Origin of the sequence: Neoroseomonas rubea, assembly GCF_016106015.1 — a bacterium.
Classification (GTDB): domain Bacteria; phylum Pseudomonadota; class Alphaproteobacteria; order Acetobacterales; family Acetobacteraceae; genus Neoroseomonas; species Neoroseomonas rubea.
This window is the reverse complement of sequence record NZ_JACADQ010000083.1, coordinates 1-14,281: the sequence shown is the minus strand read 5'-3', so window position 1 is coordinate 14,281 and position 14,281 is coordinate 1. Positions and strand designations below refer to the sequence as shown.

The 14,281-nt window shown below is 69.4% G+C and carries 12 protein-coding genes; 4 read left to right on the top strand and 8 right to left on the bottom strand.

The annotated features are described in order from the left end of the window. A partial coding sequence (locus HW577_RS10740) for a LysR family transcriptional regulator (protein ID WP_198376135.1) occupies positions 1–287 on the bottom strand: 287 nt, incomplete at its 3' end. Between the two features lie 286 nt (positions 288–573). Between HW577_RS10740 and HW577_RS10735 the strand changes: the two genes are divergently transcribed. From HW577_RS10735 to HW577_RS10720, 4 genes are all read left to right on the top strand, one after another. Further along, on the top strand, positions 574–2,100 hold the full coding sequence (locus HW577_RS10735) for an MmgE/PrpD family protein (protein ID WP_198376134.1): 1,527 nt from the start codon (positions 574–576) through the stop codon (positions 2,098–2,100). A gap of 128 nt (positions 2,101–2,228) precedes the next feature. Further along, complete coding sequence (locus HW577_RS10730; RefSeq protein ID WP_198376133.1) at positions 2,229–3,362, top strand: bifunctional 2-methylcitrate synthase/citrate synthase; 1,134 nt, start codon at positions 2,229–2,231, stop codon at positions 3,360–3,362. Positions 3,363–4,016: 654 nt separating this feature from the next. Continuing rightward, complete coding sequence (locus HW577_RS10725) at positions 4,017–4,538, top strand: histone H1-like repetitive region-containing protein (RefSeq protein WP_198376132.1); 522 nt, start codon at positions 4,017–4,019, stop codon at positions 4,536–4,538. A 73-nt stretch (positions 4,539–4,611) separates the two neighbouring features. Next, positions 4,612–5,076: a GNAT family N-acetyltransferase gene (locus tag HW577_RS10720; RefSeq protein ID WP_198376131.1), complete on the top strand. Its 465-nt coding sequence runs from the start codon at positions 4,612–4,614 to the stop codon at positions 5,074–5,076. 297 nt (positions 5,077–5,373) lie between these two features. Here HW577_RS10720 and HW577_RS10715 read toward each other — a convergent pair whose 3' ends face one another. From HW577_RS10715 to HW577_RS10685, 7 genes are all read right to left on the bottom strand, one after another. Then, positions 5,374–6,252, bottom strand: a complete 879-nt coding sequence (locus HW577_RS10715) for a formate/nitrite transporter family protein (protein WP_198376130.1) — start codon at positions 6,250–6,252, stop codon at positions 5,374–5,376. A 6-nt stretch (positions 6,253–6,258) separates the two neighbouring features. Next, a complete protein-coding gene (locus HW577_RS10710) occupies positions 6,259–7,851 on the bottom strand; it encodes an aspartate:alanine exchanger family transporter (protein WP_198376129.1) in 1,593 nt (530 codons plus the stop codon). 18 nt (positions 7,852–7,869) lie between these two features. After that, the gene (gene pflA, locus HW577_RS10705; RefSeq protein WP_232474843.1) at positions 7,870–8,700 is read right to left on the bottom strand and encodes a pyruvate formate-lyase-activating protein; all 831 of its coding nucleotides are present in this window, start codon (positions 8,698–8,700) and stop codon (positions 7,870–7,872) included. 10 nt (positions 8,701–8,710) lie between these two features. Then, entirely contained in the window at positions 8,711–10,975 is a 2,265-nt protein-coding gene (gene pflB, locus HW577_RS10700) for a formate C-acetyltransferase (protein ID WP_198376128.1), read from the bottom strand. Between the two features lie 68 nt (positions 10,976–11,043). Next, complete coding sequence (locus tag HW577_RS10695) at positions 11,044–12,225, bottom strand: acetate/propionate family kinase (protein WP_198376127.1); 1,182 nt, start codon at positions 12,223–12,225, stop codon at positions 11,044–11,046. Beyond that, positions 12,222–13,586, bottom strand: coding sequence for a bifunctional enoyl-CoA hydratase/phosphate acetyltransferase (locus tag HW577_RS10690; protein WP_198376126.1), 1,365 nt, complete (start codon positions 13,584–13,586; stop codon positions 12,222–12,224). The genes HW577_RS10695 and HW577_RS10690 overlap by 4 nt, the downstream gene beginning before the upstream one ends. 222 nt (positions 13,587–13,808) lie before the next feature. Further along, on the bottom strand, positions 13,809–14,117 hold the full coding sequence (locus tag HW577_RS10685; RefSeq protein ID WP_198376125.1) for a hypothetical protein: 309 nt from the start codon (positions 14,115–14,117) through the stop codon (positions 13,809–13,811). Between the last annotated feature and the right edge of the window lie 164 nt (positions 14,118–14,281).

The following is a 14,281-nucleotide window of genomic DNA, read 5'->3' as shown; positions in this document are numbered from 1 at the left end:
ACCGGCGCGCTGCGCCCGGCGCGCAGTTCGCGCGCGAGCGCCTCGAGATCCGCCGCGTTGCCCGCGACGCGGCGGGCGAGCGGCAGCAGCGCCTCCCCTTCCCGCGTCGGGCGCGCGCCCTTGCCGCTGCGTTCGAGCAGCCGCACCCCGAGTTCGCGTTCCAGCGCCTGGATCTGCGCCGTCAGCGGTGGCTGGGAGATGCCGAGCCGCGCGGCGGCGCGGCCGAAATGCCCTTCCTCGGCGACCGCGAGGAAATGACCGAGCCGGCGGACGAGACGGAAATCCATTCGCGGTCCCACGTGCAAGCCATTGCCCCGCGGCCTGAAGGGCCGGGCGGCCGAATGGGCCCCGCCGCGCGTGCGGCGAAGCCAGGGCCCGCGGATGCGGGCCGCGTCACGCCGCAGGCGTGCCTTCGGCACGAAGCCTCTGGCGTGGCCGAGGGCCCTGCCCTCGGCCACGCCAAACGATACGGAAATCCTATTCCGCGCACCGGTCAATCGGAATGGACGATGAAGCGAAGCGGGCGCACAACATGCGTCACGCGATCCAAACCATGAGGAAGGGAGAACGCCTGTGAAGCTGCACCCCGTGAAGGTCCATCCGTCCAAGGCGCTGCTGAAGCGCGAGGACCAGCTCGCCTGGAAGATGGCCGGCGTCGCCGTCGACAAGGTGGCGGTCGAGAAGGACGTCCAGGAGATGATCATCAACCGGATCATCGACAACGCCTCCGTCGCCATCGCCGCGATCAACCGCCGCCCGGTCGTCTCGGCCCGCGGCATGGCGCTCGGCCATGCCAAGAAGGCGGGCGGCGCGCAGGTGATGGGCGTGAAGGCCGCGACCACCGTCTCCCCCGAATGGGCGGCCTGGGCGAACGGTACGGCGGTGCGTGAACTGGACATGCACGACACCTTTCTCGCCGCCGACTATTCCCACCCGGGCGACAACATCCCGCCGATCCTCGCCGTGGCACAGGCGATGGGGAAGTCCGGGCGCGACCTGATCCGGGGCCTGGCCACCGGCTACGAGCTGCATGTCGACCTGGTCCGCGCCATCTGCCTGCATGAGCACAAGGTCGACCACATCGCGCACCTGTGCCCCGCCGCGGCGGCCGGCATCGGCACGCTGCTCGGCCTGAAGCAGGAGGTGGTGTTCCAGTCGATCCAGCAGGCGCTGCACACCTCCATCTCCTTCCGCCAGAGCCGCAAGGGGGAGATCAGCAGCTGGAAGGCCTATGCCCCCGCCCATGCCGGCAAGCTCGCGGTGGAAGCGGTCGATCGCTGCATGCGCGGGGAGGGCGCGCCCTCTCCTATATATGAGGGCGAGGACAGCGTGATCGCCTGGGTGCTGGCCGGCCGCTCGAACCGCCAGGATGTGTATGGCCCCGTCTACTACCAGGTGCCGCTGCCCGAGGCGGGCGAACCGAAGCGCGCCATCATGGCGACCTACACCAAGGAACACTCCGCCGAGTACCAGTCCCAGGCGCTGATCGACCTCGCTTTCCGGATGCGGGAGAACATCCGGGACTGGGATTCGATCGAGAAGATCACGATCCACACCTCCCACCACACCCACTACGTGATCGGGACCGGGGCGAACGACCCGCAGAAGATGGACCCGAAGGCCAGCCGCGAGACGCTCGACCATTCCATCATGTACATCTTCGCCGTCGCCCTTCAGGACGGTCGCTGGCACCACGTCGACAGCTACGCGCCCAAGCGCGCCGGCCGCGCGGACACCGTCCGCCTCTGGCACAAGATCGAGACGCGGGAGGATGCCGAGTGGACCCGCAAGTACCATTCGAAGGACCCGGACGAGCTCGCCTTCGGCGGGCGGGTCGAGATCCTGTTCAAGGACGGCTCGAAGCTGGTCGATGAACTCGGCGTGGCCAACGCCCACCCGAACGGCGCCAAGCCCTTCGGCCGGGCGGACTACATCCGCAAGTTCCGTACGCTGACCGAGGGCATCCTCTCGGCGCGGGAGGCGAACCGCTTCATCGAGGTGGTGCAGGACCTGCCGAAGTTGAAGGCGGGCGAGCTCGGGGCGCTGAACGTGGCGCTGCCCGCGGGCGGGCTGCTCGACGCCAAGCCCGGCATCTTCTGACGCGGCCCGATGACCGAAGCGCCACAGGGCGCGGAGGTCTGGATCGGCCCGCCAAGGAAGCGCCATCCCCGGCGGGCGGCCCGCGCCGCCCGCCGCAAGTCGACCCCAAGGCACGAACGAGGAAAGCCATGAGCGACACGCCCGAAATCAAGAAGGGCCTGGTCGGCGTCTATGCCGACGTCTCCACCGTCTCGAAGGTCATGCCGGAGACCAACTCCCTGACCTATCGCGGCTACCCGGTGCAGGACCTCTGCGAGAACGCCTCCTTCGACGAGACGGCCTACCTGCTGTGGAACGGGGAACTGCCGACCGCCTCCCAGCTCGCCGCCTTCCGGGCGGAGGAGAAGGCGAACCGCGCGCTCTCCCCCGCGCTGCTGCGCGTGCTGGCGGAATTCCCGAAATCCGCCCACCCCATGGACATGATCCGCACCGCCGTCTCCTTCCTCGGGATGGAGGACCCGGAGACGGCCGACATCTCGGACGCCGCCCAGCGGCGCAAGGCGATGCGGCTGCTGGCCAAGATCCCGACCGCGGTCGCGGCGTCCAACCGCCTGTCCAAGGGACTCTCGCCGATCGCGCCGGACCCGGCGCTGCCCTTCTGCGAGAACTTCTTCCACATGGTCTTCGGGAAGGTCCCGCAGCCGGAGGTCATCAAGGCCTTCGACGTCTCGATGATCCTCTACGCCGAGCACACCTTCAACGCCTCCACCTATACGGCGCGGCTCGTCACCTCCTCCATGTCCGACATGCATGCGGCCATCACGGCGGCGATCGGTAGCCTCAAGGGCCCGCTCCATGGCGGGGCGAACGAGGCGGTGATGCACATGCTGAAGGAGATCCCCTCCCCCGAGGTGGCGGAAGCCTGGCTGCGCGACCGCTTCGACCACAAGGCGCTGGTGATGGGCTTCGGCCACCGGGTCTACAAGACCGGGGACTCGCGCGTGCCCACCATGAAGAAGTACGCCGAGATCATGGCCGAGGTGGTGGGCGACAAGCGGTGGATGAACACCTCCGCCGTGCTGGCGCGGGTGATGCTGGCCGAGAAGAACATCCACCCGAACCTCGATTTCCCGGCCGGGCCCGCCTACTACCTGATGGGCTTCGACATCCCGCTCTTCACGCCGATCTTCGTCTGCTCCCGCATCACCGGCTGGGCAGCGCATGTGCTGGAACAGGCGGCCGACAACCGGCTGATCCGCCCGCTGTCGCACTACACCGGCGTCGCCGAGCGCGCCGTCGTGCCGCTCCCGGCGCGCGGATAAGGCATGCCGCTCCCGGCGCGCGGATAAGGCATGCCGCTCGCCGCGCGCGGATGACACGCCACGCTCCCGCCGCAATCGCGCGGCGGGAGCGAACGCGGAGCGCGCATCGCGCATCCGCTCTCGCGCCAAAGCGCGACACCGACGCAACACGGATCGCATCGCGACGCACGTCGTGCGCATTTTGCGCGCGTGCGCGCACGGATTCTGTTGACACGCAATAGTCGCGTGCAGATAGCGTGACGTGCGCGCGAATCATCTTGCGCGATTCGTCGGACACGTTCTCTCGCACGTCGCTCCGCATCTCATCGGGCAGCGGCAGAAGCGACCGACGCATCGGACAGATGATCGCCGCAGCAGGGAAGGACGGTCCATGGACCGCAGGCTCATGGGACGGATGGCGGACACGACCATCCATCCCGCACCGCCCGGTGGCGCGACAGGATCGCACCGCCACGGCGGGAGAGAGGTCGGAGGAAGCGCGCATCGGGGATCGATCGCGCGCATCGCCCATTCCGACGCCTGCCCCAGGACATCGGCCAGCGACGAGCGCCACGGGATCCGCGCGCACGCAGCCGCATCGTCCGCACCTGCTGTACCCCGGAGGCCGGCGCAGGCCGTCTCCACCCACCGGAACGCACGGAGATACCGTTCATCATGACCGACATCATCGAGACCATTGAGGCCGAGGGCGCCGAGCCCCGCGCCCAGGCGATGGCCATGGCCGCCGCGAAGAAGAAGGCGCCCGCCAAGAAGAAGGCCGCGCCGAAGCGCAAGCCGGCCGCGAAGAAGGCCGCGGCGAAGAAGCCCGCCGCGAAGAAGGCCGCCGCCAAGAAGAAGCCGGCTGCCAAGAAGACCGCCGCCAAGAAGCCTGCCGCGAAGAAGGCGGTGAAGAAGGCCGCGCCGAAGAAGGCCGCCGCCAAGAAGCCGGCCGCGAAGAAGGCCACCGCCAAGAAGCCCGCCGCGAAGAAGGCGGTGAAGAAGGCCGCGCCGAAGAAGGCCGCCGCCAAGAAGCCGGCCGCGAAGAAGGCCGCGCCGAAGAAGGCTGCTGCCAAGAAGCCGGCCGTGAAGTCCTCGGCCCGCTCGGAAGCCGCGAAGAAGGCCGCCGCGACCCGCGCCGCCAAGCGCGCCGCCGCCGCTGCCGCCGCGCCGGCCGCGACGGAAACCGCGTCGAGCTGACGTCCACGCCGATCCCGGCGAGGGGGCGCCGTCCGCGATGCGGGCGGCGCCCTTTTCGCATCCAGCCACCGCCATGACCACGATCACGCCCCTTCCGCCGGCCGAGCGCCATCGCCTCGCCCCGCTGCTCGAAGCCTATGCGGCCGAGATGCGCGCCACGCTTGCCGGCAGCCGACCCGCGCCAGGCGCCGAGGCCGCCGCGCTGCTCGCCGCCGATCCGCGCACCGAGATCCTCGCCGCGACCGAGGGCGCGGAGATCGTCGCCTTCGCCATCTTCTTCGACCTGCCCGAGGCGGTCTTCGCCCGGCGCTGCGGCGCGCTCGACGACCTCTTCGTGCGCACGGACCGGCGCGGGCAGGGCATCGCGCGCGCACTCATCGCAGCGCTGACCGGGCTCGGCCGCGCGCGCGGCTGGTCGCATCTGCGCTGGATCGTGCCGGAGGCCGACCGTGCGGCGATCGCGCTCTATGAACGCATCGCGGAGCGGGCTGATTGGCGGTCCTACGTCATCCGCCTGGATCGGGAGGCGTCGCTGTAGGCCGGGCGCCCGCTCTCCTCTCAACCTTCCTTGTCTGCTGGAGACTGACCGCCGACGTCAGTTCCCAGCAGATAGAGAAGGGAGGGGACGCGGGCATGGATCCACTTATGCCGAACCGCCATCAGTTCCGTTTAGCCGGTTCCCGACCGTTGGGGCCTATGGAGTATCGGTGCGCGAAGCACGTGCCATTCATGGATTGAGATCGCCATGAGTGCGAATTCTGAGGATTGATCCCAGCCGTCGAACCCAGGCGCGAGGTCACCCCCAGCCGAAAGCGAACGCCCAGAATCGTCCCCGTCACAGCCCCGCTTCGCGCATCTTCCGCCGATACAGCAGCCAATACACACCGGCGACGAGGATCGAGCCGCCCGCCACATTGCCAAGCGTGACCGCTACCAGGTTTTGGATCGCGCTCGCTATGTCGAGGGCAGCGAACGCGGCAGGATCGAGCCGCACCGCCTGCCAGAAGCCTTCCGCAGCAGCCGCCTTGATCAGCAGGCCGAAGGGAATGAAGTACATGTTCGCGACCGCGTGCTCGAAGCCCGCGGCGACGAAGGCGGCGATCGGCAGCAACACGACGAGCATCCGATGCGCCGGCAGGCGGGAGGACAGCGACAGCCACACCGCCATGCACACCAGGGTATTGCACAGCATCCCGAGCAGGAACGCCTGGCCGAAGGGCAGCGCCGCCTTCGCCTGTGCCGTGCGCAGTGCGGTCGCCCCCACCTGCCCGCCGCCGAAGCCGTGGTGCTGCGCGAGGAAGACCAGCAACGCCGTACCAACCGCCCCGACGAGGTTCCCGATCCAGACCAGCGCCCAGGCGCGGACCACGCGACGCAGCGCCAAGCGCCCGCTCGCCCAGGCCATAACCATAAGCACGTCGCCGGTGAAGATCTGCGCGCCGCCGAGCAGGACGAGGCTCAGGCCAAGCGCGAAGACCAGGCCGGCGACGACGCGCGCCATGCCGAAGGGCATCGCCGCCTCGGCCCCAGTCAGCGCGACATTGGAAAAGACCGCGCCGAAGGCGATGAAGGCGCCACCCAGCACACCGAGCGTGACGAGCGTGACGCCGTCCTGCCCGGCCTTGGCGACGCCGTCCGCCTCCGCCTTGGCGGCGATCTCGGGCGGCAGGCGCCCTTCGATCCCCGCCAGCGCGTCCCGCCGCTCCCCCGGCACGCGGCGTCAGCCCCCGAGCGCGATCAGCCCGATGATCTGCACCGCGATGACCTTCACGATCGTCGCCGAGGGGAAGATCATCGCGTAGCCGATGTCGGGCCGCTCGGTCGGCGCCATGCGCGTCGCATAGACGAGGATCGCGGGGTTCCCCGTCGCGCCCGAGGCGACGCCGAGCAAGTCGTCATAGGGCAGCTTCAGCAGGTAGTAGCCGACCCCGAGCACGATCGCGACGGTTGTCAGTAGCACCAGCGCGCCGATGATGAGCAGCAGCGGCCCCTGCGAGGCGACGGTGGTCACGAAGGCCTGGCCCGAATTGATGCCGACGGAAGCCAGGAACAGCGTCAGCCCGAAGTTCCGCAGCACGATGTTGGCTGGCAGCGGCATGACCCATGATATCGGGCCGGTCCGCCTGAGCCGCCCCAGGATGAGCGCCACGATCAGCGGCCCGCCGCCGATGCCGAGGGTGACCGTCCCGACCCCCGGGATCGGGATGGGCAGAAGGCCGAGCAGCACGCCTAGCACCATGCCGAAGCCGACCGACACGTAGGAGAACTCCGCGGCCGACTTCACCGTATCGCCGAAATGGGCGCGCGCGGCGGCGACCTGCTCCGTCGGCACCAGCACGCCGACTCGGTCGCCGATCTCGAGCATCAGGTCCGGCGACGGCACCAGGTCCACGTCGTAGCGGCGGACATGCAGGATGCGGATCTCGGTCCCGGCCGGCATCGGGATCTCATCCAGCTTCCTGCCGGTGAGCGATGCCTTGGAGACGAAGAAGCGCTGGTAGGTCAGATCGGCGCGATCCTTGGCGATCCGACCGGGATCCAGCCGTCCGAGCAGCGCCGCGGCTTCCTGAACCGCCTCGGCACGATCGGCCGCGATCATCAGCGCGTCGCCCACCGCCAGTTCGAGATCCGCGTCAGGCAGGCGGTTGCGGTGGTCCTGGCGGACCGTCGCGACCTGCACGCCCTCGGGCAGCAGGGCCATCACCTTGCCGAGGGTGCCGCCGCCCTCCGGCAGGCGCTCGATGGTGATCTCGCCCATGTGGAATCGGGCAGGCTTCGGCGGGAAGCTCGGCTGCACCTTCCGCGTCAGGAAGTAGAAGCAGAGGATCGGCCCGATGACGCCGAACGGATAGGCGACCGAATAACCGATCGACGGCTCGTTGTTCTTCATCACGTCGAGCGCGGCCTGCAGCGTCGCCGTGCTGGTCATCGATCCAGCGAAGATGCCGAGCGTGTGGCCGAGCCGAACGCCGAAGATCCAGCCGAGTCCGAGCGCCACCAGCAACCCCGCCACGACGGCGACGAAGGCAAGCAGGTTGTAGATGCGCCCCGGCCCGGTCAGCCCCTCGAAGAACTGGCGCCCGTAGAGGATGCCGATCCCGTAGAGGAACATGATCAGCCCGATCAGCCCGATCGGCCCGGCGATATTCGCCTTCGGCGCGATGGCGCCGAGGAAGAGCCCGACGAACAGCACGGCCCCGATGCCGAGCGAGAAGCCGAGGATGCTGACCTGCCCGACGAGGTAGCCGAGGCCGATCGCGAGGAATAGCGCGAGGATCGGCTGCGTGCCGATCAGTTCGCTGACGGAGGCCATCATGCGGTCCGCCCCCCGTCAGCGCGCGCGGCAGCCGGCGGCGCGGAAGATCTCCAGCGCCGCCTGCACCTGCGCTTCCGTCGGCGTGGGCGTGTCCGCCAAGCGGTAGTCGAGGCCGAGCGCCTTCCACTTGAAGGCGCCCATCTGGTGGAAGGGAAGCACCTCCACCCACTCGACATTCTTCATCGGCGCGACGAACTCCGCGACCTTGCGGATGTTGTCGGGCGCGTCGGTGAGGCCGGGGACCAGCACGAAGCGCACCCACACCGCCTTGCCCATGGCATTCAGGCGTTCGGCGAAACGCAGCGTGGGCGCCAGCTCCGCGCCCGTGACCCTGCGATAGGTGTCCGGATCGCCGCTCTTGATGTCGAGCAGCACCAGGTCGACATGCTGCAGGTAGTCGTCATCGGCGCGATGACCGAGGAAACCCGATGTGTCGAGCGCCGTGTGCAGCCCCAGCTGCTTCGCCGCGGCGAACATCCCCCTGGTGAAGCCGAGCTGCACCAGCGGTTCCCCGCCCGAGATGGTCAGCCCGCCGCCCATCGCCCGCAGCGCCGGTGCGAAGTCGCGCAGCCGGCGGATGCCGTGGGACAGCTCGACGACCGTGCCGTCCTTGAGGTGCCAGGTGTCGGGGTTGTGGCAGTACTGGCAGCGCAGGAAGCAGCCGGACATGAACAGCATCACCCGCACGCCCGGCCCGTCCACCGTCGAGCCGGTCTCGTAGGAATGCACCCAGCCGTGGGTCTCCTTCGGTCCCTCGAAGCCCTCGGTCTCGGGGGCATCGGGGGCCTGGTTGGTGCGGAGGTCGTAGCGGCTGCCGACCTCGACCATGCCGGTCGCTTCGCGCATGGCGGGGTCCTCAGTAGGAGCTGTGGAAGGTGCGGCGGATGACGTCGAGCTGCTGCTCGCGCGTCAGGCGGACGAAGTTCACCGCGTAGCCGGACACGCGGATTGTCAGCTGCGGGTATTTCTCCGGGTGCTCCATCGCGTCCTCCAGCGTGTCCTTCGACAGCACATTGAGGTTCATGTGGAAGCCGCCCTGGCCGAAATACATGTCGAAGGCGCGGACCGCGTTGTCGATCGCGGCGTCCGTGTCGCGGCGCGCCATGCTCGGGGCGACCGAGACCGTGAAGCTGATCCCGTCCTGCGAATCGGCATAGGGAAGCCGGGCGACCGAGATGCAGGAGGCGAGCCAGCCATGGTTGTCCCGGCCATGCATCGGGTTGGCGCCGGGCGCGAAAGGTTCGCCCTTGCGGCGCCCGTCCGGCGTGTTCCCAGTGGCCTTGCCGTAGACGACGTTGGACGTGATGGTCAGCACCGACTGGGTGTGCACCGCGTCGCGGTAGGTCCGGTGCTTGCGGAGCTTCGCCATGAAGCGGGAGACGAGGTCGCAGGCGATGTCGTCGACCCGGCTGTCGGCGTTGCCGAACTGCGGGAAGTCGCCCTCTATCCGGTAGTCCACCGCCAGCCCCGTCGCGTCGCGGATGACATGGACCTTGGCGTGCCTGATCGCCGAGAGACTGTCCGCCACGACGGACAGGCCGGCGATGCCGAAGGCCATGGTGCGCAGGATATCGCGGTCGTGCAGCGCCATCTCCAGGCGCTCGTAGAAGTACTTGTCGTGCATGTAGTGGATGCAGTTCATCGCATGCACATAAGTGCGTGCCAGCCATTCCATGGTCGCGTCGAACTTCGCGAAGACCTCGTCGTAGTCGAGGACCTCCGCGGTGATGGGAGCGGAGGCGGGGGCGATCTGCTCGCCGCTCACCTCGTCGCGCCCGCCATTGATCGCGTAGAGCATGCACTTCGCGAGGTTCACCCGCGCGCCGAAGAACTGCATCTGCTTGCCGAGCCGCATGGCCGAGACGCAGCAGGCGATGGCGTAGTCGTCGCCCCAGTAGGGGCGCATCAGGTCGTCATTCTCGTATTGCAGGGACGAGGTGTCGCGGCTGACCTTGATGCAGTACCGCTTGAAGGGCAGCGGAAGGTTCTTTGACCATAGCACGGTGATGTTCGGCTCCGGCGCGGGGCCGAGGTTCGTCAGAGTGTGCAGCATCCGGTAGGAATTCCGGGTGACGAGCGTCCTGCCGTCCATGTCCGTGCCGCCGACGCATTCGGTCGCCCAGTACGGGTCGCCGCTGAACAGCGCGTCATAGTCCGGCGTGCGGAGGAAGCGCACGATGCGCAGCTTCTGTACCAGCTGGTCCATCAGCTCCTGGGCGCCGGCCTCGTCCAGCGTGCCTTCGCGCAGGTCGCGCTCGATGTAGATGTCGAGGAAGCTCGAGATGCGGCCGATCGACATCGCCGCGCCGTTGGCCTCCTTGATCGCACCGAGATACGCGAGGTAGGTCCACTGCACCGCCTCGCGCGCCGTCTCGGCCGGGCGCGAGATGTCGCAGTCGTAGCGTTTTCCCATCTCAGCCAACTCGGCCAGGGCGCGCATCTGCTCGGCGAGTTCCTCGCGCGTGCGGATCACCTCGTCGTCCGGCCACATCTCGTCGACCTGCGCGCGCTCCTCCCGCTTGGCCGCAAGCAGGCGGTCGATCCCGTAGAGGGCGACGCGGCGGTAGTCACCGATGATGCGTCCGCGGCCATAGGCGTCCGGAAGGCCGGTGATGATGCCGGATTTGCGGCAGCGCATGATCTCGGGCGTATAAGCATCGAAGACGCCGTCATTGTGCGTCTTGCGGTATTTGGTGAAGGCCTCGTGCACGGCCGCATCGGCCGGGAAGCCCGCGGCCTTGAGGCCGGATTCCACCATGCGCAGCCCGCCGGCGGGAAAGATCGCGCGCTTGAACGGCTTGTCGGTCTGCAGGCCGACGATCACCTCGTTATCGCGATCGATGTATCCGGGGCCATGCGCCAGCACGGTGGAAGGAGTGGACGCATCGACGTCGAGCACGCCCTTCCTGCGTTCCTCGGCAAAAAGCGGCTGCAGCTTCGCCCAGACCGCCAGCGTTCGGGCGGATGGAGCAGCGAGGAACGTCTCGTCGCCGTCATAGGACGTCACGTTGCGGATGATGAAGTCGCGCACGTCGATGGCGCCGGTCCAGCGCCCCTGCTCGAAGCCGCGCCAGCAGCGCGCTTCCTTCAGCGCCGCGATGTCGATGTTCAGGCCTTCCATGGCACTTCTCCCTTCCTTGGCGTTCTTGGACGGCGGGTCCCGCCGTCAGGGGCAGCAGGCGGCGCGCGTCATGCGGGGTCTTCGGCGAGTGCGGCGCGGGTGTGACGGGCGATCATCAGGTTCTCGTCGGTCGGTATGATGTGGACGCCCACGCGGCTTCCCGCGGCGGAGATCGTCGCCGCCCGCGCTTCGTTCGCCGCCGGGTCCAGGACCACGCCGAGCCAGCGGCAGGCCTCGCATACCGCGGCGCGGATCGGTGCGGCGTTCTCGCCCACGCCGGCGGTGAACACGATGCCGTCCAGCCCGCCAAGCGCGGCCGCGAGCGAACCGATGCCGCGCGCGACGCGGTAGACGAAGACCTCGATCGCGAAGCGTGCGCGGGGATCGCCGCTCGCGAGCAGGTCGCGGAAATCCGACGAAAGTCCGGACAGGCCGAGCAGGCCGGAGCGCCGGTAGAGCAGCGCCTCGACGCCCGCGATGTCGAGCCCGTCCTGGCGCATCAGGTGCAGCACGACGGCGGGGTCGATCTCCCCGCAGCGCGTGCCCATCGGCAGCCCGTCCAGGGCGGAGAAGCCCATGGTCGTCGCGATGCTCCGCCCCCCCTGCAGCGCGCAGAGCGATGCGCCGTTGCCGAGATGGGCGACGACGACGCGCCCGCGCGCGAGGTCCGGCGCGACGGCGGGCAGCGCGGATGCGATGTACTCATAGGACAGGCCGTGGAAGCCGTAGCGGCGGATGCCGCGCGCGGCCATCTCGTGCGGCAGCGCGAAGACCTGCGCGACCTCCGGGATGGTGCGGTGGAAGGCGGTGTCGAAGCAGGCGACCTGCGGCAGGCCGGGCGTCCGGTCCATCGCCGCCCGGATGGGCGAGAGGTTGTGCGGCTGGTGCAGGGGCGCGAGCGGCGACAGCGTCGCGAGCTCCTCGAGCAGCGCCGGCGTCACCCGCTTCGGCCGGTCATGATGCGGCCCGCCATGCACGACGCGATGGCCGAGCGCTGCGAGCGGCCTTCCGCCGATATGCCCGCGCAGCCAGGGCAGCAGCGCGAGGAGCGCCTCCGCCGGTGTCGCGGGCGGGCTGGCCGACAGGTCCGGCGCGTCGATCGCCTCGCCGGCGCCGTTGCGCGCCTTTGCGGCGGGCCGAACGCCGATGCCGTCCACCTGACCGGAGAGTTGTAGCGCGTCGCCCTCGTACAGGGAGAATTTCAGCGAGGAGGAGCCGGCATTGATGACGCCGATGAGCCCGTCGCTCATGCCGCGCTGCCCTTGCCGGCGGCCGCCAGGACCTGCGCCAGCGCGACCGAGGCGAGGCGCGAGTCCACGCTGTCCGCCCGGCTGGTGAGGATGATGGGCACCCGCGCGCCGAGCACGATCCCGGCGCTGTCCGCGCCCGCCAGGTAGCTCAGCTGCTTGGCCACCATGTTGCCGGCCTCGAGGTCCGGCGCGAGCAGAATGTCGGCATCGCCCGCGACGGGCGAGACGATCTTCTTGATCGCCGCCGCCGCCTTGCTGATCGCGTTGTCGAAGGCGAGCGGTCCGTCCAGGATCGCCCCGGTGATCTGCCCGCGATCGGCCATCTTGCACAGCGCCGCGGCCTCGAGCGTGCTCGGGATGGCGGGATTCACGGTTTCAACCGCCGACAGGATCGCGACCTTCGGCAGCGCGACGCCGAGCGCATGGAGCAGGTCCACCGCGTTCTGGACGATATCCACCTTCGTCTTGAGGTCCGGGAAGATGTTGATCGCCGCGTCCGTGACGAAGAGCGCCTTCGGGTAGCTCGGCACGTCGAGCGCGAAGACATGGCTGAGCCGCCGGCCCGTCCGCAGCCCGCCATCGCGCGCCACGGCGGCGGACATCAGCTCGTCCGTGTGCAGGCTGCCCTTCATCAGCGCCGCGGCGCGGCCCTCGCGGCAGAGTCGCACGGCGGCGACCGCGGCCTCCTGCGGCGTGGCGGCCTCCAGCACCTCGCAGCCTTCCAGGGTTTCGCCGGCAGTCGCCGCAATCTCCTCGATCAGCCCGCGGGGGCCGACCAGCACGGGGCGCAGCGCCCCCCGCCGCGCCGCCTGGATCGGCCCGAGCAGGCTGTCGCGGTCGCATGGCCAGGCGACGGCGGCACCGAGCGCAGGCAGCGCCGCGCTGCGCGCCATCAGCGCGGCCAGGTGCCGGTGCGTGTGCAGTTGGATGTCGGGCCGCGCGGCAGCGGTCGCAGTCACGGCCGCCAGCGGCAGGCGAAAGGTGGCCGAGGCTTCGGCGACGCGCCCGCGCGGGCCTTCCACCACGATGGCGATGATCGCCGTCTCGGCGTCCGGGCGCGCGACGATGCTGCCCGCGATCTCCAGGGCCTCGCCCGGCATGGGCGGAAGCCCTGGGCGAAGGTCCATCGCGCGCAGTTCGGCGCCCGGGCCGGGCAGCGCGCGCGCCGTGAAGTCGAGGACCAGCCCCTGCATCAGCAGGGCCTGCGCCTGGCTCGGCAGGCGCTCGAAGGCGGCATCCGGCGCGCCGAACAGCGCGGCCGCGAGGTCGAAGCCCTGCGCGCGGATCGCATGCGTCATCCGCCGCGCGAGGCCGACCGGGGCCGATGCCTGCGACAGGCCGGTTAGAACTTCCTGCGTCATGCGCAATGCCCTTTCCTGCGCGCCGTCATTCCCGCACCCCCGTCTAGAGGGAGCCTGGGAGCGGGCGCGGCGGCTCGTGCTCCTCCGCGTGCCGAAACAGGCCGTCGCGCTGCCCGGATTTCGAGAAGAAGCGCCGCGCACTGGCCATGAGGGAGCCCTGGCCTTCGCTGCCGACGCTCGATGCCACGGATCATCACGAACGCTCCTGGATGGCCACGCGTCTCAATGTCGCCACACCCCGGGGCGGCCGGTGTCGCGGGACCCGGCCACGCCATCGGCGGCGCGCAGCATCGCCCGCAACTCGGCTTCGAGTTCGACGACGAGCCTGCGGTAGTCGCCAAGTTCCGGCCGCGGCGCGTGCGCAGCGAGACGCTGGAAGGTGGCAAGGCCCTCGCAGGCCAGGCGGTAGTCCTCGCAGGCGCTGCGGAAGGCCGGGTGCGTCAGGAACAGGTGCCTCGCCAGCGCCTCGTGCTCGGGAAAGCGGGCAAGGACCCGGTCCAGCTCGGACCGGACAGGGGTGTCCTCGGGCATCGCGTCCTGCCTCCCGGAACCGTGGCGGCGCCTGGCATCACTGACATGAGGTGAGCAGAGGGTGGGGGCCGCCACGCCAGAAGTACGTCACTGTTAACGACGACGCTCGGCCAGTCCTGTTGCGCGCCGATTTTCCTTTCGACTCCGACGGACTCACTACATCA